Source organism: Pseudomonas sp. ICMP 10191, from assembly GCF_001467335.1.
GTDB lineage: Bacteria > Pseudomonadota > Gammaproteobacteria > Pseudomonadales > Pseudomonadaceae > Aquipseudomonas > Aquipseudomonas cerasi.
Genome location: NZ_LKGW01000107.1, coordinates 1 through 21,873, shown reverse-complemented (window position 1 = coordinate 21,873; position 21,873 = coordinate 1). Strand labels below are relative to the sequence as shown.

Genomic DNA, 21,873 nt, shown 5'->3' with positions numbered 1-21,873 from the left:
ACTGTAAGGCGCTTGTAACGCAGACGCCGCAAGGCGCGCCGACATGCGGCGCGCTCAGGCGGGTTAAGTCAGGTAGGTCGGCGGGCGGCCCGGGTAGGGCCGCTGCGACTTCAACGAGTGGCGCCGAGCTCTTGTTGGACGCTGGCGACAGTACGAGGCCAAGGTTTACCAGCCTGAACCTTGGCTGGCAATACCTTGATGGCTGCCAGGGCGGCAGCACGGTCAGGAAAGTTGCCGTACGTCACGACGTACAGCGGCTTGCCCTGCAGGGTTTTCTTGAAATAACGATACTCGCCACCCTGCTCTGCAACGTAGGCCTGAGCCGTCGCTTCGGAGCTGGTGCCGAGGATCTGGACCACGTAGTGACCGGGTGCCTGGCTGCTGTACCAGCTACCGCCGGCAGCCGGTTTGGCCGCCGCCGCTGCCGGTTTTTCAGCAGGCTTGGCAGCCGGAGCCGGAGTCGGGGCAGGCTTGGCTGTCGCGACCTGAGTCTGCGCAGGGGCCGGCTTGGCGGCTGGCGCAGGTGCCGGGGTCGGTGCAGGGATGGACGAGCGAGGCGTCTGTGCTGCGGCCTGACCTGCCGGTACACCCGCTGGCGGCGCCGTAGTGGTGACGGTCGGCGGCTGTGCAGGCGAACCTGTCGGCACTGCGTCTTCGTCGGAATCACTGGACCCGGCAGCCTCGGCCAGAGGACCGCGCATCACCGGCTGAGAGCCATTCATCGGTAGCGGCATCGGCTGGGAGTTACCAGCGAATTCGATGGCCGGGCTGCCGTTATTCGATTGTTGAGCAGTTGGCTTGCCTTCACCCAGCGGCAGTTGCGCCTGAGCGGAAGCCGGGGCATTGGCGGGTGTACCCGTCTTGTCGCCGCGACCCGGGATCAGCACGGCTGCTGCCACGGCCACTATGACAACGGCACCCAAGGCCAATACGTGTTTTTTCGGCATTTTGAACCCCACACTTGGGCGCTTGACCGCGGAACGACTCGCGATCATCGCCTCGATCATTGAATCGCGGGCTACCTGGTTGATTGCGCCAGGCCAGCCATCGGACTGTTCATGAATATCGGTGATCTGGTCGGCGGTGAACAACGCGATTCCCTGCCCTGCACCCTCCAGACGCTGAGCCAGATACTCCCGGGTTTCCTCTTCCGTATAGGGTTGCAGCTCGATGACGTGAAAGCGTTCGCCTTCGACATCACCCTGCAGGTCGGCACACATCTGATCGAGACGATCGAGCAGCGATGGCTCTCCGAACAGGAATACATGCGGACGCCCTTCAGGCGTTCCCGCAGCAAGACCCAGCAACGCTTCGAGCGCCGAATCGCCAAGTTGTTCCGCATCGTCAACCAGCAGGTAGACTTCCTGGCCGGTCAGCCCGAGCTGCACGACCTGCGACAGGATCGACTGCATTTCAGCCTGCGCGACGCTCAGCGCCTGCGCGACCTGCTGCAGCACGCCTGCCGCATCACCTGCACCGCGCGCAGAAATCACGACACTTTGCACCGACTGCTTGTTGGTGCTCGCCACCAGCGCCTGGCGCAGCAGGGTCTTGCCGCTGCCCTGAGGCCCGGTGACCGCCAGCAGCAGCTGGCTGTAGCGCGCCAGATGATGAAGCTGACCCAGCACAGGCTTGCGTTGGGCAGGAAAGAATTTGAAGCCAGGTACCCGCGCAGCAAAGGGGTCATGACTCAACTGATAATGGCCGAGGAAGGCCTCGTCGGCATGCAAACTAGTCATGGGGTTTCCGTTAACCTCTGAGCTGATCCACCAGGGCGCGATAATCCGCAACCAGGGTGGCCTGTAATACTTCTTTTGGATAATCGTCCGTGATGACCGCTTCACCCATCCGGCGCAACAGCACCAGACGCAGGCGACCGTCGATGACTTTCTTGTCGATCGCCATGTGTTCGAGGAAATTGTCTTCCGTCATGTCCTGCGGTGGCACGACCGGCAGCCCGGCACGCTGAAACAGACGAATGCCGCGATCCCGCTCCTGCGTGCTGATCCAGCCCAGGCGCGAGGACATTTCCAGCGCCATGACCGTACCGGCAGCAACCGCCTCGCCATGCAGCCAGACACCATAGCCCATATGCGTCTCGATGGCGTGCCCGAATGTGTGACCCAGGTTCAATGTCGCACGAACGCCGGACTCGCGCTCATCGGCGCCGACCACCAGCGCCTTGGCGGCGCAGGAACGTTCGATGGCTACGGTCAGCGCCGCCTGGTCCAGGCCGCGCAGTGCATCGACATGCTCTTCGAGCCAGGTCAGGAAGGGCTCGTCGCAGATCAGGCCATATTTGATGACTTCGGCCAGCCCGGCGGACAGTTCACGCTCGGGCAGAGTATTGAGCGAAGCGGTATCGATCAGCACCACGCTCGGCTGATAGAAGGCACCCACCATGTTCTTGCCCAGCGGATGATTGATACCGGTCTTGCCGCCGACCGATGAGTCCACCTGAGACAGCAGCGTGGTCGGGATCTGGATGAAGTTCACGCCGCGCTGATAACAGGCGGCGGCAAACCCGGCCATGTCGCCGATCACCCCGCCGCCCAGAGCGATGACCGTGGTGCGACGGTCATGGCGAGCGGTCAGCAAGCCATCGAAAATGGTCTGCAGGGTTTCCCAGTTCTTGAACGCCTCGCCATCGGGCAGAACAATCGGCAGAACGTTGTAACCGGCCAGGGTTTGCGTCAGGCGCTCCAGGTACAGAGGTGCCACTGTCGTGTTGGAAACGATAGCCACCTGACGCCCGACGATATGCGGGGTCAGGAGCTCTGGCTGATCCAGCAGGCCTTCGCCAATATGGATCGGGTAGCTACGCTCACCAAGCTCGACCTTAAGTGTCTGCATGTGTCCCCACATTTATTACCGATTGGACGGTTTGTGCTTCAGCATCTCATGACGCAAGGCCATGAACCGACGCTGTTTTGCTGGTCGACGAGAATAGCGCATTTTCGCCTGCGCTTTAACGGGGAGGAAGCTCTGCCAGTCGCGCCAGTATCTCGAGAACCACCATTCGGGGAGGCCGCTCATCGGTTTCAATCACGATATCGGCGATTTCCCGATAGAACGGGTCGCGGATGGCCAGCAGCTCGCTCAGTACCCGGGCAGGATCGGCGGTACGCAGCAAAGGACGATTGCGATCACGCGCGGTGCGCCCCACCTGTTGCTCGATCGAGGCATGCAGATACACCACGCGCCCGCCGGCCCGCAGAGCCTGGCGATTTTCGCCGCGCATGACCGCGCCACCGCCGGTCGCCAGAACCACGCCATCGGCGTCGCACAGTTCGGCAATCATGGCCTGCTCGCGATCACGAAAACCCGGCTCGCCTTCCTTGTCGAAGATCCAGGGAATGTTGGCGCCCGTACGCAGCTCGATTTCCTTGTCGGAATCCTTGAACGGCAGTCGCAATTCTTTGGCAAGCAAACGGCCGATGGTGCTCTTGCCAGCACCCATCGGCCCCACAAGTATTAAATTTCGCACAAAATCAACGACTCACAGAAATCGCCTGGTTGTTCATGATACGCGGAGTCAGAAATACCAACAGCTCGGATTTGGACTCGGATACCACATCGCGCCTGAAAAGCCGGCCAAGATACGGTACATCGCCAAGAAATGGCACTTTATCGACAACTTTACTTTGCGTATTCGAGAACACACCACCGATGACGATGGTTTCGCCGTCGGAAATCAGCACCTTGGCGTTGACCTCGTTTTTCTTGATCGGCGGTACGCCCAGCACCGCATTCAGGTAGTCCGGCTCGTCCTTGGTAACCTTCACTTCCATGATGATGCGGTTGTCCGGCGTGATCTGCGGCGTTACCTCAAGCGACAGGGAGGCCTCCTTGAAGCTCACGGTGGTCGCACCGCTGGAGCTGGATTCCTGATACGGGATCTCCGTACCCTTGAGGATCTTGGCGGTTTCCTTATCGGAGGTGACCACCTTGGGCTGGGAGACGATTTCACCGTTACCGGTTTTCTCCATGGCACTCAGCTCAAGGTCCAGCAGCGTGTTATTGGTCACGAAGCCCAGGCCGATACCGGTCGTCGCATTAGCTGCGCCCAGGTCCACGAACGGCACGTTGGAGGTAGTACTGCTGCCGGTGTTACCGGCCTCGTCACCGTTATTATCCAGCCCGTAGGTTGTCCATTTGCCGCTGCCGCTGGTGTTGGTAGAACCGCCCCAGCGAACCCCGAGTTGCTTGTTGTAATCGACGTTGGCCTCGACGATGCGCGCCTCGATCATCACCTGGCGTACCGGGATGTCCAGTTGCGACACGATACGACGCAGCTCGTCGAGGCGCTCTTGGGTCTGGTAGGCAATGATGTTGTTGGTCCGGTCGTCCACCGTGATCGAACCGCGCTCGTCGGCCTTGGACTCGGCACTGGTCACGGACTGGAACAGCTTGGCGATGTCGGCAGCCTTGGCGTAATTGACTTGCAGCAGCTCACGACGCAGGGGCGCCAGCTCGGCGATCTGCTTGAGCGACTCCAGCTCCTGACGCTCGCGGGCGGCAATTTCATCGGCTGGCGCAACCAGCAGCACGTTGCCGACCTTGCGCTTGTCCAGGCCCTTGGTTTTCAGCACCAGGTCCAGCGCCTGATCCCATGGCACATTCTGCAGACGCAGGGTGATACCGCCCTGGACCGTATCACTGGCCACCAGATTGAGGTTGGTGAAGTCGGCAATCAGTTGCAGTACCGAGCGTACGTCGATGTCCTGGAAGTTCAGCGACAGCTTTTCACCGGTGTACACCGGTTTGTCAGCGGCGCGGCGGTCCAGATCCTCATTGGTCAACGGGCGCACGCTGATCGTCAGCTTGTTTTCGGTCTGGAACGCCGAGTAGTCGAAGGCACCCGACGGCTCGATCAGAATACTGGCCTTGTCACCCGACGCCGAAGCACTGACGAACTGTACCGGCGTGGCGAAGTCCTTGACGTCCAGCCGGACGCGCAGCGGTTCGGGCAGCTGGGTCTTGGCGAAGTCCACGCGGATCTTGCCGCCCTGCTCCTGAATATCCGGGGCAATGCTGGGGTTGCTCAGGTCGATGACCACATTGCCCTCACCCAGCTCGCCACGCTGGAAATCGACATTGCGGATGGCCTTGACGCCTGCGGGGATGAACGGTTTGGCGGATGCAGGCGTGGGCGGTGGCACCGCGACCCGTTGCGCCCCCATTGCGGTGGTCGGTTGGGAAGCTTGCGCGGCGCCGGCACCCTGGCCGATGACCACGAACAGGTTGTTGCCATCGACGCGGGAGCTGTACGGCGAAAGCGTGGTCAGGTTGATGATCACCCGGGTGCGGTCCTGAGCCTGTACCACAACCACACTGCGCGCATTACCGGTGCCCAGGTCACGACTTTTGGTCGCCAACTGGCTGGTAACACCCGGCAGATCCAGCGCAATGCGCGCTGGTTGCGACGTGGTGTAACCGCGCGGTGCCGGCACCGGGGCGTCGAATGCCAGCTTCAGCTCGATGCGGTCACCCGGCAGGGCGGCGACATCCAGGGTCTTGAGGTTGGCAGCCTGGAGAACCGGCGCCAGCACCGCGATGCATAACGACACGCCGATAATCGAGAGAATCCGGGTCATGATCAATTTCCGTTGAGCGCTACTGTGCATACTTGGCCTTGCCCACTTCATGAGCGTTCTTTGAGGGCGATAGTGCGTGGCCTTTCCAGCCACGCCCCCTCTCCATCAGGAACAATTTCGATGACATCAACCTGCGCGTCGCCGATCGACACTACCCGGCCGTTGTTACGCCCCAGATAATCGCCCACCTTGACGCGATGAACACCTCCGGCACCGCGCAGCAGGGCAAACGTCCCCGACTCGTTGCCAATCGTGCCGACCATCTCGAACGACTCGATATTGAAACCTTCAAGAAACTGCCTGACCCGGTGTTCGTCCGGCGCCACCAGCCGTGAACCCTTCTGGCGGTTGAGCAGGTCGATCTTGACCGGCGGCTGGAAAGGACTACGCAGCGTGGAGGCGTTGTAGGTGAACGCCTCGTACGGCCGAAACTTGGGTAAAGGTTCGATGTTGCCACTCGGGCGGGCTCTGGCCTGATCCATGAATTCGGACAGATCGGCAAAATCATTGTCATTACCGCAACCGGCCAGCCCTGCCAGAACCACACTGACGCACAGCAATCGCGCCGCCCTCATTTCTTCAGCCCTTCATCGTTGTAGCGGTAGGTCTTGGCCAGAATGCTCATGCGCAACTTGGTCGGCACCTTGGGATCGACCGGCTTGATCTCGAAATCATGCAGCGTGACGATGCGCGGCAGGCTGGCTACACCGCTGACGAAGGTCGCCAGGTCGTGATAACCACCGACCACGGTGATCTGTATCGGCAGCTCGATGTAGAACTGCTGGACCGCCTCGGGCAGCAGCTTGATTTCCTCGAACTCAAGCCCGCTTCCCAGCCCGGTGCGGGTGATGTCCTCAAGCAGGCCGGGCACTTCGGTGTCGCTGGGCAATTGCCGCAGCAGGGCGCCGAAGGTGTTTTCCATCTCTTCCATCTGCTTCTTGTACGGCTCGAGGTTGGCCGCCTGGAAGGCCTTGTTGGAGAACTGCTCCTTGAGCGTCACCTCGCTGTTCTGAGCGCTTTCCAGTTGGGTTTCCAGGTCCTGGATAAAGAAGAAATAGCCCAGTGCGAAAATCATGACCGCAACCAGGAGCCCGGCAATGGCCTTGACCGCTGCGGGCCATGAGCCCAGGTTGTTCAGGTCCAGCTCGCTCAGATCGACCTTGCGCAACCCTTCCAGCCATTCGGACATATTCATGGCTTGGCTCCTGGGGCAGCGGCAACCGGCGGCTGGGTCTGGCGTACGGTCAGCTGAAAGACATTGGCCTGATCCACGGCACCGGCCGTGGTGGCCTTGACCTCGGTCAGGCTCGGCGCTTCCAGCCAGTCAGAGGCTTCAAGATTACGCATCAGGTCGGAAACCCGGTTGTTCGACTCGGCAGCGCCATTGATGGCAATCAGCTTGTCGGTCATTTTGACCTGTGAGTAGTAGACGCCGTCCGGCAGGGTCCGCGCCAGTTGATCGAAGACGCGCCCGGTGATCGGGCGGTTGCCTTGCAGGTCCTGAATGATCTTCATGCGCTCGAGCAGCTGTTTGCGCCGAGCCTTGAGATCACTGATCTCCTTGATGCGGATATCGAGCTGGGCAATCTGCGTCTGCAGAAAGGCATTGCGCGCCATCTGATGCTCGATGGCATTGCTGACGTAACGATCGATCAGAAACAGGATGCCGACTGACACCACCAGCACGCCGACCAGTGCGGTCAGGAAGCGTTTCTTTCGTTCTTCGCGAAGCTCTTCGCGCCACGGTAATAAGTTGATCCGCGCCATCAGTCGAAGCTCCTCAACGCCAGACCACAGGCGATCATCAGGGCTGGCGCGTCACTGGCCAGGGCCCCGGCATTGACCTTGGCGCTCAGGGCCATGTCGGCAAACGGGTTGGCGACCATGGTCGGAGTGCCGATGCGTCGCTGGATCAGATGCTCCAGCCCTGAAATCGAAGCCGTGCCGCCTGCCAGCATGATGTGATCCACAGAGTTGTATTGACCGGCCGCGAAGAAGAACTGCAGGGAGCGGGAAACCTGCTGCACCAGCGCTTCCTTGAAGGGGTCGAGCACTTCGCTGACGTAGTCGTCGGGCAAGCCGCCCTGCTTCTTGGCAAGCCCGGCTTCCTCCATGGAGAGCCCATAGCGGCGCTGGATTTCGTCAGTCAGCTGGCGCCCGCCAAACAGCTGCTCGCGGGTATAGATGATCCGGCCGTGATGCAGCACGCTCAGGGTGGTCATAGTGGCGCCGATATCGACCACGGCCACCGTCAGTTCGTCATGGCCGTTGCCCAGTTGCGCAGCCAGCAACCCGAACGAGCGCTCAAGGGCGTAGGCCTCGACATCGACGACGCGCGCGGTTAGCCCGGCCAGTGCCAGCGCGGCCTCGCGCACTTCGACGTTCTCCTTGCGGCAGGCAGCCAGCAACACTTCGACGCGCTCGGGGTTGCGCACCGAGTAGCCCTGCACTTCGAAATCGATGGCGACTTCTTCCAGCGGATAGGGGATGTACTGGTCAGCCTCAAGCTTGAGCTGGTTTTCCATGTCATCGTCGGAAAGACCGGCGTCCATCTCGATGGTCTTGGTGATCACCGCCGAACCGGCCACGGCAACCGCCACGATCTTGACGCTGGTCTTGGCCTTGACGAGTACGCGTGACAACGCCTGCCCGACCCCTTCGAGTTCGGCAATGTTCTTTTCGACGACAGCGTTGGCCGGCAAGGGCTCTACTGCGTAAGACTCGACCTTGTAACGGGTGCCGGAACGACTCAATTCCAGGAGTTTTACCGAGGTGGAGCTAATATCGATCCCTAGAAGGGTGTTGGCCTTCTTACTGAAGAGTTCGAACACAACCTGATTCCTATGAGTTTCCGTCACTTACGGAGTTATTTCGGGCCAACGTCACTGTCGACAGCCTTGACAGTAGCGCAAATCACGCTTGGGGACGAAAAATGCTTATAATGCCCAGCGTTTTTTTCATTTAACAAAGCTTCAAGGCGTGTTCATTTGTAAATGCCTGCGCTTAACCCATTATTTTTTCTGGAAATCCAAAAGCCTTGATACGCCTGCTGAAGTTTTTCTGGTGGTCCCTCGTCGCGGTATTCTGCTCGCTGTTGCTTGGCCTGAGCGGCGCGTTTCTTTACCTGAGCCCGACCCTGCCATCCGTTGACGCGCTGCGAAGCATTCAACTGCAAATCCCCCTGAGGGTGTTCACCAGCGACGGCAAGCTGATTGCCGAGTTCGGTGAAATGCGCCGCACGCCGATTCGCTTCGCGGAAATCCCGCCCAATTTCATCAACGCACTGCTGTCGGCCGAAGACGACAACTTCGCCAACCACTATGGCGTCGACCCGGGCAGCCTGATGCGCGCAGCCACTCAGCTGGTCAAGAGCGGCCATATCCAGTCAGGCGGCAGTACCATCACCATGCAGGTCGCGAAAAACTTCTTCCTGACCAGCGAGCGCAGCTTTTCGCGCAAAACCACCGAGATTCTGTTGGCCTTGCAAATCGAGCGCCAACTTACCAAGGACGAGATTCTCGAGCTGTACGTCAACAAGATTTATCTGGGTAACCGCGCCTACGGGATCGAGGCGGCGGCGCAAGTCTACTATGGCAAGTCGATCCGTGATGTAAGCCTTGCGCAAATGGCCATGATTGCCGGTCTGCCCAAGGCACCGTCACGTTTCAACCCACTGGCCAACCCGACCCGTGCCAAGGAACGTCGCGACTGGATCCTGGGCCGCATGTATCGCTTGGGCAAGATCGACCAGACCGCTTACCAGGCCGCGTTGAATGAGCCGCTCAACGCCAGTTATCACGTGCCGACGCCGGAAGTGAATGCACCGTACATCGCTGAAATGGCGCGGGCTGAAATGGTCGGCCGTTATGGCAGCGAGGCCTATACAGAAGGCTTCCGCGTTACCACCACTGTGCCGAGCGACCTTCAGGAGCACGCCAACAAGTCCATTCAGCAGGGCTTGATCGATTACGACCAGCGCCACGGCTACCGTGGTCCGGAAAGCCGCTTCCCGGGCATGACCCGCGCCAACTGGGTACAGGAACTGACCAAGCAGCGCATGATCAACGGCCTCGAGCCCGGCATCGTGACGCAGGTCGACAAGACCGGTCTACGCGTTCTGACCCGCAACGGCGAGAAGGAAGAAACCGTCGACTGGGCCACCATGAAGTGGGCGCGCCCTTACCTGAATACCAACAGCCTGGGCGCCAATCCGAAGCAGCCGGCTGACGTTGCCAAGGTCGGCGACCTCGTTCGTCTGCTGCGCCAGGACGATGGCTCGCTGAAATTCAGTCAAATTCCCGTCGCGCAGAGCGCCCTGGTGTCGCTTGATCCGCAAAACGGTGCCATTCGCGCCCTGGTCGGCGGCTTTGCGTTCGAGCAGAGCAACTACAACCGCGCCATGCAGGCCAAACGTCAACCGGGCTCCAGCTTCAAGCCGTTCATCTACAGCGCTGCGCTCGATAACGGTTACACCGCTTCCAGCCTGGTGAACGACGCGCCTATCGTGTTCGTCGACGAATACCTGGACAAGGTATGGCGTCCGAAAAATGACACTAACACCTTCCTTGGGCCGATCCGCCTGCGCGAGGCGCTGTACAAGTCTCGTAACCTGGTATCGATCCGCCTGCTCCAGGCCCTCGGCATCGACAGCACCATCGACTACATCACCCGCTTCGGCTTCTCCAAGCAGGATTTGCCGCGCAACCTGTCGCTGGCACTGGGTACGGCGACATTGACCCCGATGGAAATCGCCACCGGCTGGGCGACCTTCGCCAACGGCGGTTACAAGGTCAGCCCTTATCTGATCCAGACCATCGAGAACCGTGACGGCCAGACCCTGTTTGTCGCCAACCCGCCAAGCGTCCCGGTCAATGACGTCAATACCGCGCCCAACACCTCGACCTTCGCGGTACATGACAGCCCGAGCGTGGTCACCGGTGAGCCAGGGGCACCTGCTCAGCCTCAGGCGCCCGCAGTGGCAGAGCGTGTGGTCGATGCGCGCACCACGTACATTCTGAACAGCATGCTGCAGGACGTGATCAAGCGCGGCACCGGGCGCCGCGCACTGTCCATGAACAGACCGGACATCGCCGGCAAGACCGGTACCACCAATGATTCCAAGGATGCCTGGTTCTCCGGGTATAACGCGGACTACGTGACCACGGTGTGGAGTGGTTTCGATCAGCCTGAAAGTCTTGGCCGTCACGAATTCGGTGGCACGGTCTCGCTGCCGATCTGGATGGACTACATGAGCGCCGCGCTCAAGGACAAGCCGCCGCATCAGCAGGCCGAACCGCCAGGCATTCTCAGCCTGCGCGTCGACCCATTGAGTGGCCGCGCCGCCACGCCAAGCACGCCGAACGCATTCTTCGAGCTGTTCAAAAGCGAAGACACACCGCCAAGCGTCAACGAACTGGGCGGCAGCAGCGCACCGGGCAGCCCGTTGCCGGCAGATGAGTCAGCGCCGATCGATTTGTTCTGATAGCACAGACTTAATGGATCAGTAGATTTTCAGCGGCTGCACAGGCCTCTTCGTGAGCAAGCTCACTCCCACGGATTCGGGGACTTTCAGGATGATCCGAAGCTTTGTGGGAGCGAGCTTGCTCGCGAAGGCGTATTAGTGGGTCAGTAGATTTTCAGCGGCTGCATAGGCCTCTTCGTGAGCAAGCTCACTCCCACGGACACGGGGACTTTCAGTACGATCCGGGGCTATGTGGGAGCGAGCTTGCTCGCGAAGAGGCTAGTTCAATCCCTGAAAATGCCCCACAAGAGCAGGGCATCCAAGGCATAAAAAAACCCCTGCATCGCTGCAGGGGTTTTTTATTGGGTCAGGGATCAGCCCTTGAACACATCATCCACGCTGGTCAGCGGGTAGTGCTTCGGATACGGCAGGGTGGCAACGCCGCTTTCGATAGCGGCCTTGGCCACTGCATCGGCGATCAGGCCCAGCAGGCGGGTGTCCATTGGCTTCGGAATGATGTACTCACGACCGAATTCCAGTTTGATGCCGCCGTAGGCGTCGCTGACTTCCTGTGGCACAGGCAGCTTGGCCAGTTCGCGCAGGGCGTTGGCCGCGGCGATTTTCATTTCTTCGTTGATGCGCTTGGCGCGAACGTCCAGAGCACCGCGGAAGATGAACGGGAAGCCCAGTACGTTGTTGACCTGGTTCGGGTAGTCCGAACGGCCAGTGGCCATGATCACGTCACTGCGCGTGGCGTGAGCCAGTTCCGGGGAGATTTCCGGATCAGGGTTCGAGCAGGCGAACACGATCGGGTCCTTGGCCATCAGCTTGAGGTTTTCAGCGCTCAGCAGGTTAGGACCGGACAGGCCTACAAATACGTCAGCGCCATCCAGCGCGTCAGTCAGCGAGCGCTTCTCGGTAGCGTGAGCGAACGCAGCCTTGTACTGGTTAAGGTCGGTACGGCCGGAGTGGACAACGCCAGTACGGTCGACCATGAAGATGTTTTCGATCTTCGCGCCCATGCTCACCAGCAGCTTCATGCAGGAGATGGCCGCAGCGCCAGCGCCCAGGCAGACGATCTTCGCCGAATCGAGGGTCTTGCCGACGATTTCCAGCGCGTTGATCATGCCGGCCGCTGTCACGATAGCGGTGCCGTGCTGGTCATCGTGGAAAACCGGGATGTCGCACTGTTCGATCAGCGCTTTCTCGATTTCAAAGCACTCAGGTGCCTTGATGTCTTCCAGGTTGATGCCACCGAAGGTGATGGAGATACGTTTTACGGTGTCGATGAAGGCCTGTGGGCTTTCGGAATCGACTTCGATATCGAAAACGTCGATACCGGCGAAGCGCTTGAACAGAACGCCTTTACCTTCCATGACCGGCTTGGAAGCCAACGGACCCAGATCGCCGAGGCCGAGAATCGCGGTGCCATCGGAAATAACTGCTACCAGGTTGCCTTTGCCGGTGTACTTGTAAGCCAGCTCGGGGTCACGGGCAATTTCACGCACGGGTTCAGCAACGCCAGGGCTGTAGGCCAGAGCCAGGTCACGAGCGGTTGCGGTCGGCTTGGTGAGTTCGACGCTCAGCTTCCCCGGACGAGGATTGGCATGGTATTCGAGCGCGGCAGTTTTCAGATCTGACATGTATTGGATTCCGCTTTTTTTACTGTGGGACAGACGGACCGCCGAGGATACGCAAGATGCATAGTCCTAACAAGACTGACCAGTCACTGCTGTCAATAGGCTCGGGCTTAGACTTTACGCTTAGAGACCTGAAACGTGAACACTCGGTCACGCTCGTCAGATCACCGGTTTGAAGGCCGCGTCTAGCGACGTGAAACGTCCAGCATTGCGGGATGGGTCAGTGGCAGCAGCCAGCGGGACTGCCCCGCTTCAAGGCCTCCGCGTCGGGAGCGATCGACGACCCAGCCACGCGCTTCGACCTGCTGCCCTTCGAGGTGCTGGAGCATCGCCGTATCGAAGGCACTCAGGTGGTCAGGCGCGACACGCAAGACCAGCGAGCCCTGCAACTCGATCCAGATACCACCGCGGTTGCGCTGCACACGCCTGACCTGACCGGACACAATCGCGAACCCGCTTTTATTCAGCCGGGTCGAGGACTGCACTGGCGAATTACGCCATACACCCAGACGCGCCTGACGTGCCTGACGCTCCGCGCCCTGCTGGCAAGCGACCAGCCTGACATTGGGCGCAACGGCCACCAGATAGCCCAGCCCTTCGCTGAGCAACTGCGCCTCAAGGTTGGCGCCTTTACGGTCATAGACGTTGGCCAGCGTGCGACCGTAATGATCCTTGCCCTGCTGACCGATACGCAGACCAACCTTGCCGCCGCTTTCATTCACCAGCGCCTGCAAGCGCTTTTTGGCAGCCTCGGCAAACGGTTCGGCAGACCGGCCTTTCCTGCCGGTTTCAGGCGTATTGAGCCCGATCATCCGCACGCTGCGGCCATCGATCAGCTTCAAGGTGTCGCCGTCGACTACACGCTGTACCTGTGCGACCGGCAACGAGGCAGGTGCCGGGCAGAAGGCCTGCGCGCCGGACACCCAAATCACGGGCATAAAAAAGACGCCCACAAGGAGCGCCTTTTCAAGCAGTCTGGAGATGCCCATAGGGCAGCCAGTCTTACTTCGCTTTGGTAGCGCCGAACGCACCGAAACGGGATTTGAACTTGTCGACACGGCCGCCAACGTCAAGCGTCTTCTGCTTGCCGGTGTAGAACGGGTGGCACTCGTTGCACACGTCCAGGCTCAGAGGAGCGGCCAGGGTGGAACGGGTCTTGATGACATTGCCGCAGCTGCAGGTAGCGTCAATGGCTTCGTAAACTGGATGGATATCAGCTTTCATCGGTACTTCCTCGGTCTAACGCGCCGCCACTCAACACTATTGTTGAATACCGCACGGAAATAGGCTGCGGATAGTACCAGACAATTGCAACGACGCAAGCGAACCTTCACACCGGTCGTCTGCTAAGATCGCGCCTCCGTCATCACTTATCACCACAGGAAAACACCGCGTGCCCGACGCCATCCTGCGCCTTGCCCTGCCCTCGCCGCTTCGCCGCCTGTTCGACTACCGCGCCCCAGCGGGCGTGTCGCGCAGCGCCTTGCAGCCGGGCATGCGTCTGCGAGTGCCGTTCGGACGCCGGGAAATGATCGGCATTCTGGTGGAAGTGGTCGATCACAGCGAAGTGCCCGCCGACAAGCTCAAGCCGGCAATCGCCCTGCTCGACAGCGAAGCGCCGCTGCCACCTGCGCTGTTCAAACTGTGCCTGTGGACCTCGCAGTATTACCAGCACAGCCTGGGCGACACGCTGAGCTGGGCCTTACCGGTGTTGCTGCGTCAGGGCGAACTGGCCGAAAGCCGCCAGGAACGCTTCTGGCACGTTGCACCGGGTGCCAGCGTCGACGATCCGCGCATCGCCCGCGCGCCCAAGCAGCGCGAGGCCCTGACCACCCTTGCCCAGCACCCGCACGGGGTGGCGCATCAACTGCTCAGCAAGCTGATGCTCAACAAGGACAGCCTCAACCTGTTGCTGGCCAAGGAGCTGGTGTACGTCGAGGTCCGCAGCCATGCGCCCAGCGCACGCCATGAACACTGGCTGGCCCAGCCTGAATTGCCGCTCAACACCGAACAACGCGCCGCTTACGAAGCGATCCGCGCCGGGTTCGACAGCTTTCATGCGTTCCTGCTGGCCGGCGTCACCGGCAGCGGCAAGACCGAAGTCTATCTGCAACTGATCCGCGAGACCCTCGAGGCGGGCAAGCAGGCGCTGGTGCTGATCCCGGAAATCAACCTCGGCCCGCAGACCCTGGCGCGCTTCGAGCAGCGCTTCAATGCGCGCATTGCGCTGGTCCACTCGGCGGTCAACGACCGCGAACGGCTGGATGCTTGGCTGGCGGCTCGCGATGGCGAGGCGGACATCATCATCGGCACGCGTTCGGCGCTGTTCACGCCGATGAAAAACCCCGGGCTGATCATCATCGACGAGGAACACGACGGCTCCTATAAACAGCAGGAAGGTCTGCGCTATCACGCCCGCGATCTGGCCCTGGTGCGGGCGCGTCAGGAAAACATTCCGATTGTCCTGGGCTCGGCCACTCCGTCCCTGGAAAGCCTGCATAACGCCTACACTGGCCGCTACGGCCTGCTGCGCCTGAATCAGCGCGCGGGCGGCGCACAGCAGCCGCGTTTCATGCGCCTGGACGTCAAGAGCCGACCGCTGGACAGCGGCATCTCCGGGCCCATGCAGCAGGCCATCGGTCAGACGCTCGCGGCAGGCCAGCAGGTCTTGGTGTTCCTCAACCGTCGCGGCTTTGCACCCACCTTGCTGTGCCACGACTGCGGGTGGATGTCCGGCTGCCAGCGCTGCGATGCACGCATGACCGTGCACCAGCGCTCGGGCGAACTGCGCTGCCATCACTGCGGGTATGTCGAGCGTGTACCGCGCCAGTGTCCGTCGTGCGGCAAGGTGGATTTGCGCCCGGTAGGCGCCGGCACCGAGCGCGCCGAAGAGCGCCTGGCGATTCTGTTTCCAGACTACCCCGTGCTGCGTGTCGACCGCGACAGCACGTCGCGCAAGGACGCCATGAACCAGCTGTTCACGACGATCCAGCGCGGCCAGCCATGCATTCTGGTCGGCACGCAAATGCTCGCCAAGGGCCATCACTTTCCCCGGGTCACGCTGGTATCGATTCTGGACGCCGACGGCGGGCTGTTTTCCGGCGACTTCCGCGCCAGCGAGCGCATGGCGCAACTGATCGTTCAGGTGGCAGGCCGTGCCGGGCGCGCCGAAGAACCTGGCAAGGTGATCATCCAGACCCACCTGGCCGACCATCCACTGCTGATTCAGCTGACCGAGCAGGGTTATTTCGCCTTTGCCGAACAGGCCTTGAGCGAGCGCCGTTCGGCGGGTCTGCCACCGTTTTCACACCTCGCACTGCTGCGCGCCGAAGCGCACAAGCCGGGACAGGCCGAGGCCTTTCTCGATCAGGCCTGCAGCGATGCGGAGCAACTGGTTGCGCAGATGGCGCTGGGCGGCATTGAGCTGCTGGGCCCGGTTCCGGCACCGATGGAACGCCGCGCCGGACGTTATCGCGCGCAGTTGCTGGTGCAGTCCAGCGCCCGTGCGCCCTTGCATAAATTGCTTGCCACCTGGCTGCTCGCGCTGGAGCAAATGCCCAGCGGCCGGCAGGTCAGATGGTCGCTGGATGTGGATCCTGTGGATCTTTATTAAGTCACGCCGTTGGCAAGCAGGCTTGAGCAACGGATAATGCGGAGTTTTTCCACCCGCGCATCGAAGCGCCACCGCGCTTGCGGTCGAAGAGAGCACCATGAAAGACACGATTCGCCAGCTGATTCAACAAGCCCTGACCCGTCTCGTCACCGAGGGCGTCTTGCCAGAAGGGCTGACGCCGGCGATTCAGGTGGAAAACGCCCGCGACAAGACGCACGGCGACTTCGCCAGCAATATCGCGATGATGCTCGCCAAGCCTGCCGGCATGAAACCGCGCGATCTGGCTGAAAAGCTGATCGCCGCACTGCCGGCCGACGAGCAGGTCAGCAAGGTCGAAATTGCCGGGCCGGGCTTCCTGAACTTCTTCCAGAACACTGCCGCGCTGGCCGCACGCCTCGACGCTGCACTGGCCGACGCGCACCTGTCAGTCCGCAAGGCGGGCGCTGCACAGCGCGTGGTCGTCGATCTGTCGGCACCGAATCTGGCCAAGGAAATGCATGTTGGCCATTTGCGCTCGACCATCATTGGCGACGGCGTGGCGAACGTCCTGACGTTTCTCGGCGACACGGTCATTCGTCAGAACCACGTGGGCGACTGGGGCACCCAGTTCGGCATGCTGCTGGCCTATCTGCAGGAAAAGCCAGCGACCAGCGACGAGCTGTCCGACCTGGAAAACTTCTACCGCGCCGCCAAGCAGCGCTTTGACGAGTCCGAAGAGTTCGCCGAGCGTGCTCGTGGTCTGGTGGTCAAGCTGCAGGCCGGCGATGCCGAGTGCCTGGCGCTGTGGACGCGCTTCAAGGACATCTCGCTGTCGCACTGCCAGGAGACCTACGAGCGCCTTAACGTCAAGCTGACCCCGGCCGACGTGATGGGCGAAAGCGCCTATAACGATGACCTGGCCAATGTGGTCAACGACCTGAAAGCCACAGGCCTGCTGGTCGAGAGCAATGGCGCACAATGCGTGTTCCTCGAAGAATTCCGCACCGCCGATGACACGCCGTTGCCGGTCATCGTGCAGAAGGCCGGTGGCGGTTATCTCTACGCCACCACCGACCTGGCAGCGATCCGCTATCGCAGCAAGGTGCTCAAGGCCGACCGCGTGCTGTATTTCGTCGACCAGCGTCAGGCCCTGCACTTCCAGCAGGTGTTCGAAGTGGCGCGCCGCGCCGGTTTCGTCCACGACGGCATGCAGCTCGAACACATGGGTTTTGGCACCATGAACGGCGCCGATGGCCGCCCGTTCAAGACCCGCGACGGCGGCACGGTCAAACTCATCGACCTGCTCGATGAAGCCGAAGAACGTGCATACACGCTGGTGAAGGAAAAGAACCCGGAAGTCGCTGAAGCAGAATTGCGCAGCATTGCCAAGGCCGTGGGCATCAGTGCGGTGAAATACGCCGACCTGTCCAAGCACCGCGCCAGCGATTACAGCTTCAACTTCGATCAGATGCTCAGTTTCGAGGGCAACACCGCGCCCTACCTGCTGTACGCCTACACCCGTGTGGCGGGCGTGTTCCGCAAGCTGGGCAGCGCGTTTGACGCCAGCAAGGGCCAGATTGTCCTCGCAGCGCCGCAGGAACAGGAACTGGCCGCACGTCTGGCGCAATTCACCGAAACACTGAACAACGTCGCAGAAAAAGGCACACCGCACGTACTTTGTGCTTACCTGTATGACCTTGCGGGTCTGTTTTCGAGCTTTTACGAAAACTGCCCGATCCTTGGTGCGGAAAACCCCGATCAGCAACAGAGCCGTCTGCGTCTGGCTGCCCTGACCGGCCGCACCCTCAAGCAAGGCCTGGACCTGTTGGGTCTGGAAACTCTGGAGCGTATGTAAGTTGGCAGTTGCGAAGAAGAAACCGGCACCCAAGCGGGGCGCCAGCCGTTATCAGGCACCCGCGAAGAAGCCGATTCCAGGATGGTTGTGGCTGGCGATTGGCTTGACCGTGGGCGCATTCGTGGTCTTTTTGATGAAGCTCGAGCCCGGTGGCGATGACGTCAAGCGGGTCAAGGCGGACGCCAAGGCCGCGAAGATCGCCGAGGCGAATAAAACACCACCGAGCCCGACGGCTCCGGTCAAGCCGAAGTACGACTTCTACACATTGCTGCCGGAATCGGAAGTGATCGTGCCTAACGAAGCCGTGCCGGAGAAGACACCGCCGCCTGTGGCACCGACAGCACCGGTCTCGCCGGAACAGGCAGCCAAGATCGACACGGCACGCGCCCAGGCAGCCCTCAGCGGCTTGACGCCTCCGCCAGCGCCACCGGTTGCGACCACCAAGCCGGCCGCGGTGACGACGTTCTTCCTGCAGGCGGGCTCGTTCCGCAAACAGGCTGACGCCGAGAAGGTTCGTGCGCAAATCATCCTGCTGGGCCAGACCTCTACCGTCGAGTCGGGCACCGTCAAGGATGAAACCTGGTACCGCGTACTGGTCGGCCCGTTCAGCAACCGCGAACAACTGACCACCGCCCAGAAACAACTGGCAAGCGGCGGATTTAGTAACCTGTTGTTGCAACAGCGCCAGAGCCGCTAGCTGAAACAGAGCGCGCAAAGCGCTCTGCGCTATAGGTGGGAGTGAACTTGCTCACGAAGAGGCCGTTACAACTGCCGGAGATTTATGCCTCCGGCAGTCAGCTGCCAGTTATCCCCGCTGTTCATCCTCAAGGTTGAAATACTCACCCACACCCCCATATGAGTTTGCATCAGGGCATTTTCGCCCCGCAGTGTGGAGACTCTCCCTTGACCACCATCGTTTCAGTGCGCCGCCACGGTAAAGTCGTCATGGCTGGCGACGGCCAGGTTTCTCTGGGCAACACCGTCATGAAAGGCAACGCCAAAAAGGTACGCCGCCTGTATCACGGTGAAGTGATCGCCGGCTTCGCTGGCGCGACCGCCGATGCATTCACGCTGTTCGAACGCTTCGAGGCCCAACTGGAAAAACACCAGGGGCATCTGGTTCGTGCAGCCGTCGAACTGGCCAAGGACTGGCGCACCGATCGCTCACTGAGCCGTCTTGAAGCCATGCTGGCCGTCGCCAACAAGGACGCCTCGCTGATCATCACCGGCAACGGTGACGTGGTCGAGCCCGAGGACGGCCTGATCGCCATGGGCTCCGGCGGCGCATTCGCTCAGGCCGCAGCACGCGCCCTGCTGCTCAAGACCGACCTGTCGGCCCGCGAAATTGCCGAGACTTCACTGCATATCGCCGGCGACATTTGCGTGTTCACCAACCACAACATCACCATTGAGGAGCAGGACCTCGCTGGCTAAGCCGCTGCCGGGCCGCACACCCTGTGGCCCCATCGACTTGCCCGCAACAGAGGACCGTGAATAACCATGTCAATGACTCCCCGCGAAATCGTCCATGAACTTAATCGCCATATCATCGGCCAGGACGATGCCAAGCGCGCCGTGGCCATTGCCCTGCGCAATCGCTGGCGCCGCATGCAGTTGCCTGAAGAACTGCGTGTCGAAGTAACCCCCAAGAACATTCTGATGATCGGCCCGACCGGTGTCGGCAAGACCGAAATCGCTCGCCGTCTGGCCAAGCTCGCCAACGCACCGTTCATCAAGGTCGAAGCCACCAAATTCACCGAAGTGGGTTATGTGGGTCGTGACGTAGAGTCGATCATCCGTGATCTGGCCGACGCTGCGATCAAGCTGCTGCGCGAACAAGAAATCGTCAAGGTGCGTCACCGCGCCGAAGATGCCGCCGAAGAGCGCATTCTCGACGCCCTGCTGCCACCGGCCCGGGTCGGCTTCAACGAAGACCCGGCGCAGAGCAGCGATTCCAATACCCGTCAGCTGTTCCGCAAGCGCCTGCGCGAAGGCCAGCTGGATGACAAGGAAATTGAAATCGAGATTAATGAAGCCGTTGGTGTCGATATCTCCGCGCCGCCTGGCATGGAAGAGATGACCAATCAGTTACAGAGCCTGTTTGCCAACATGGGCAAAGGCAAGACCAAGAGCCGCAAGCTCAAGGTCAAGGAAGCGCTCAAGCTGGTACGCGAAGAAGAAGCTGGCCGTCTGGTCAATGAAGAAGAGCTGAAAGCCAAGGCACTGGAAGCGGTCGAGCAGCACGGCATCGTGTTCATCGACGAAATCGACAAGGTTGCCAAGCGCGGTAATTCGGGCGGTGTCGACGTGTCCCGTGAGGGCGTGCAGCGCGACCTGCTGCCGCTGATCGAAGGTTGCACCGTGAACACCAAACTGGGCATGGTCAAGACCGACCACATCCTGTTTATTGCGTCGGGCGCATTCCATTTGAGCAAACCGAGCGATCTGGTCCCCGAGCTGCAGGGCCGCCTGCCGATTCGCGTTGAACTCAAGGCGCTGTCGCCACAGGACTTCGAGCGTATCCTCAGCGAGCCGCATGCGTCGTTGACCGAACAGTACCGCGAGCTGCTCAAGACCGAAGGTCTGAAGATCGAGTTCAAGCCTGAAGGCATCAAGCGTCTGGCCGAGATTGCCTGGCAGGTCAACGAGAAGACCGAGAACATCGGTGCCCGCCGCCTGCATACGCTGCTTGAGCGCCTGCTTGAGGAAGTCTCGTTCAGCGCCGGAGACCTGGCCATCAACCCTGACGCAGCGCCGATCAAGATCGACGCGGAATACGTCAATAGTCACCTGGGTGATCTGGCAGAAAACGAAGACCTGTCGCGTTATATTCTCTAAGCCACACGCGGTTGGCATTTCAGGCTGCAAGAGGTTGTTCACTCTTGCAGCTTTTTGCTTCTGCCCGACGCTTAAAACCCGAGACTGCAGCCATGCCCGCTCTGCCCACTGCCATCCAGTTGCACAAGGCCTCCAAGACCCTGACGCTGAAATACGCGCCGGATGAGGAATACCATTTGCCCGCAGAGTTTCTGCGGGTGCATTCCCCTTCTGCGGAAGTTCAGGGCCACGGCAGGCCGATCCTGCAATTCGGCAAACTGGGAGTCGGCCTGACCAAGGTCGAGCCTGCCGGGCAATATGCGCTTAAGCTGACCTTCGATGACGGCCATGACAGCGGCCTGTTTACCTGGGAATACCTGTACGAACTGGCCACACGCCAGGCTTCGCTGTGGGAAGACTACTTGCAGGAGCTTGAGAAAGCCGGCAAATCCCGCGACCCTTCCGAACACGTCATCAAACTGATGCTCTGACCCCGCCTTACAGGTGTCCGCATGAACAGCATCGTGCCGATGCTGGAGCGTTAGGAACGATAGTCGCCCGTAAGAACACCATCGTGCCCATGCTCCGCGTGGGTATGCCGTCGGGACGCTCTGCGTCCTCCCTGAACACGGTTGCGGCGTAGATGTGACGCAGAGCGTCACAAAAGGCATTCCCACGCTGGAGCGTGAGGAACGATAGTCGCCCGTAAGAACACCATCATGCCCATGCTCCGCGTGGGTATGCCGTTCGGGACGCTCTGCGTCCTCCCTTGAGCAGGTGGCGCGGCGTTGGTCTGTGACGCGGAGCGTCACGAAATGCATTCCCACGCTGGAGCGTGAGGAACGATAGGTGCCCGCAAGAACACCATCATACCCATGCTCCGCGTGGGTATGCCGTTCTGGACGCTCTGC

18 protein-coding genes are annotated in these 21,873 nt (G+C 60.8%); 7 read left to right on the top strand and 11 right to left on the bottom strand.

Annotation, left to right across the window (positions count from 1 at the left end; genetic code table 11):
• Window positions 1-110: 110 nt before the first annotated feature.
• The 8 genes from AO388_RS12565 to AO388_RS12530 form a co-directional block, all read right to left on the bottom strand.
• The gene (locus tag AO388_RS12565; RefSeq protein ID WP_003432141.1) at window positions 111-1,739 is read right to left on the bottom strand and encodes an SPOR domain-containing protein; all 1,629 of its coding nucleotides are present in this window, start codon (window positions 1,737-1,739) and stop codon (window positions 111-113) included.
• 10 nt (window positions 1,740-1,749) lie between these two features.
• Complete coding sequence (gene aroB, locus AO388_RS12560) at window positions 1,750-2,853, bottom strand: 3-dehydroquinate synthase (protein ID WP_044308720.1); 1,104 nt, start codon at window positions 2,851-2,853, stop codon at window positions 1,750-1,752.
• Between the two features lie 115 nt (window positions 2,854-2,968).
• Complete coding sequence (gene aroK / locus AO388_RS12555; RefSeq protein ID WP_003365999.1) at window positions 2,969-3,487, bottom strand: shikimate kinase AroK; 519 nt, start codon at window positions 3,485-3,487, stop codon at window positions 2,969-2,971.
• A gap of 4 nt (window positions 3,488-3,491) precedes the next feature.
• Window positions 3,492-5,597 carry a type IV pilus secretin PilQ gene (gene pilQ / locus AO388_RS12550; RefSeq protein WP_024662382.1) on the bottom strand — a complete coding sequence of 702 codons (2,106 nt, stop codon included), beginning with the start codon at window positions 5,595-5,597 and terminating at the stop codon, window positions 3,492-3,494.
• A gap of 47 nt (window positions 5,598-5,644) precedes the next feature.
• The gene (gene pilP / locus AO388_RS12545) at window positions 5,645-6,172 is read right to left on the bottom strand and encodes a type 4a pilus biogenesis lipoprotein PilP (protein WP_003350151.1); all 528 of its coding nucleotides are present in this window, start codon (window positions 6,170-6,172) and stop codon (window positions 5,645-5,647) included.
• Complete coding sequence (gene pilO, locus AO388_RS12540) at window positions 6,169-6,792, bottom strand: type 4a pilus biogenesis protein PilO (RefSeq protein ID WP_003432147.1); 624 nt, start codon at window positions 6,790-6,792, stop codon at window positions 6,169-6,171. Before pilO ends, pilP begins: the two co-directional genes overlap by 4 nt.
• Window positions 6,789-7,364: a PilN domain-containing protein gene (locus AO388_RS12535; RefSeq protein WP_003365994.1), complete on the bottom strand. Its 576-nt coding sequence runs from the start codon at window positions 7,362-7,364 to the stop codon at window positions 6,789-6,791. The genes pilO and AO388_RS12535 overlap by 4 nt, the downstream gene beginning before the upstream one ends.
• On the bottom strand, window positions 7,364-8,428 hold the full coding sequence (locus AO388_RS12530; RefSeq protein ID WP_003365992.1) for a pilus assembly protein PilM: 1,065 nt from the start codon (window positions 8,426-8,428) through the stop codon (window positions 7,364-7,366). Before AO388_RS12530 ends, AO388_RS12535 begins: the two co-directional genes overlap by 1 nt.
• Before the next feature lie 209 nt (window positions 8,429-8,637).
• On the opposite strand from AO388_RS12530, the gene AO388_RS12525 reads away from it, so the two are divergent.
• Window positions 8,638-11,079: a penicillin-binding protein 1A gene (locus AO388_RS12525; RefSeq protein ID WP_374271032.1), complete on the top strand. Its 2,442-nt coding sequence runs from the start codon at window positions 8,638-8,640 to the stop codon at window positions 11,077-11,079.
• Between the two features lie 353 nt (window positions 11,080-11,432).
• Here AO388_RS12525 and AO388_RS12520 read toward each other — a convergent pair whose 3' ends face one another.
• The 3 genes from AO388_RS12520 to rpmE form a co-directional block, all read right to left on the bottom strand.
• Window positions 11,433-12,701 (bottom strand): malic enzyme-like NAD(P)-binding protein, encoded by a 1,269-nt coding sequence (locus AO388_RS12520; protein ID WP_003365988.1) that lies wholly within the window; start codon window positions 12,699-12,701, stop codon window positions 11,433-11,435.
• Between the two features lie 182 nt (window positions 12,702-12,883).
• Window positions 12,884-13,687: a thermonuclease family protein gene (locus AO388_RS12515; protein WP_058416540.1), complete on the bottom strand. Its 804-nt coding sequence runs from the start codon at window positions 13,685-13,687 to the stop codon at window positions 12,884-12,886.
• Window positions 13,688-13,700: 13 nt separating this feature from the next.
• The gene (gene rpmE / locus AO388_RS12510) at window positions 13,701-13,922 is read right to left on the bottom strand and encodes a 50S ribosomal protein L31 (RefSeq protein WP_002551648.1); all 222 of its coding nucleotides are present in this window, start codon (window positions 13,920-13,922) and stop codon (window positions 13,701-13,703) included.
• 169 nt (window positions 13,923-14,091) lie between these two features.
• Between rpmE and AO388_RS12505 the strand changes: the two genes are divergently transcribed.
• The 6 genes from AO388_RS12505 to AO388_RS12480 all read left to right on the top strand — a co-directional run bounded on the left by AO388_RS12505 (window position 14,092) and on the right by AO388_RS12480 (window position 21,453).
• A complete protein-coding gene (locus AO388_RS12505; protein ID WP_003365984.1) occupies window positions 14,092-16,311 on the top strand; it encodes a primosomal protein N' in 2,220 nt (739 codons plus the stop codon).
• A 97-nt stretch (window positions 16,312-16,408) separates the two neighbouring features.
• Window positions 16,409-18,145 (top strand): arginine--tRNA ligase, encoded by a 1,737-nt coding sequence (gene argS, locus AO388_RS12500; protein ID WP_003432149.1) that lies wholly within the window; start codon window positions 16,409-16,411, stop codon window positions 18,143-18,145.
• 1 nt (window position 18,146) lies between these two features.
• On the top strand, window positions 18,147-18,842 hold the full coding sequence (locus AO388_RS12495) for an SPOR domain-containing protein (protein WP_003432151.1): 696 nt from the start codon (window positions 18,147-18,149) through the stop codon (window positions 18,840-18,842).
• A 206-nt stretch (window positions 18,843-19,048) separates the two neighbouring features.
• Window positions 19,049-19,579 (top strand): ATP-dependent protease subunit HslV, encoded by a 531-nt coding sequence (gene hslV, locus AO388_RS12490; RefSeq protein WP_003392345.1) that lies wholly within the window; start codon window positions 19,049-19,051, stop codon window positions 19,577-19,579.
• 66 nt (window positions 19,580-19,645) lie between these two features.
• Complete coding sequence (gene hslU / locus AO388_RS12485) at window positions 19,646-20,983, top strand: ATP-dependent protease ATPase subunit HslU (protein ID WP_024661527.1); 1,338 nt, start codon at window positions 19,646-19,648, stop codon at window positions 20,981-20,983.
• A 92-nt stretch (window positions 20,984-21,075) separates the two neighbouring features.
• Window positions 21,076-21,453 carry a gamma-butyrobetaine hydroxylase-like domain-containing protein gene (locus tag AO388_RS12480; protein ID WP_003316640.1) on the top strand — a complete coding sequence of 126 codons (378 nt, stop codon included), beginning with the start codon at window positions 21,076-21,078 and terminating at the stop codon, window positions 21,451-21,453.
• The last annotated feature ends 420 nt before the right edge of the window (window positions 21,454-21,873 follow it).

Excerpts from the sequence above, each read along its gene's own strand:
- AO388_RS12565 (WP_003432141.1), bottom strand. The coding sequence starts at position 1,739 with ATGACTAGTTTGCATGCCGACGAGGCCTTCCTCGGCCATTATCAGTTG.
- aroB (WP_044308720.1), bottom strand. The coding sequence starts at position 2,853 with ATGCAGACACTTAAGGTCGAGCTTGGTGAGCGTAGCTACCCGATCCAT.
- pilQ (WP_024662382.1), bottom strand. The coding sequence starts at position 5,597 with ATGACCCGGATTCTCTCGATTATCGGCGTGTCGTTATGCATCGCGGTG.
- pilP (WP_003350151.1), bottom strand. The coding sequence starts at position 6,172 with ATGAGGGCGGCGCGATTGCTGTGCGTCAGTGTGGTTCTGGCAGGGCTG.
- pilO (WP_003432147.1), bottom strand. The coding sequence starts at position 6,792 with ATGAATATGTCCGAATGGCTGGAAGGGTTGCGCAAGGTCGATCTGAGC.
- AO388_RS12535 (WP_003365994.1), bottom strand. The coding sequence starts at position 7,364 with ATGGCGCGGATCAACTTATTACCGTGGCGCGAAGAGCTTCGCGAAGAA.
- AO388_RS12520 (WP_003365988.1), bottom strand. The coding sequence starts at position 12,701 with ATGTCAGATCTGAAAACTGCCGCGCTCGAATACCATGCCAATCCTCGT.
- AO388_RS12515 (WP_058416540.1), bottom strand. The coding sequence starts at position 13,687 with ATGGGCATCTCCAGACTGCTTGAAAAGGCGCTCCTTGTGGGCGTCTTT.
- rpmE (WP_002551648.1), bottom strand. The coding sequence starts at position 13,922 with ATGAAAGCTGATATCCATCCAGTTTACGAAGCCATTGACGCTACCTGC.
- argS (WP_003432149.1), top strand. The coding sequence starts at position 16,409 with ATGAAAGACACGATTCGCCAGCTGATTCAACAAGCCCTGACCCGTCTC.
- hslU (WP_024661527.1), top strand. The coding sequence starts at position 19,646 with ATGTCAATGACTCCCCGCGAAATCGTCCATGAACTTAATCGCCATATC.
- AO388_RS12480 (WP_003316640.1), top strand. The coding sequence starts at position 21,076 with ATGCCCGCTCTGCCCACTGCCATCCAGTTGCACAAGGCCTCCAAGACC.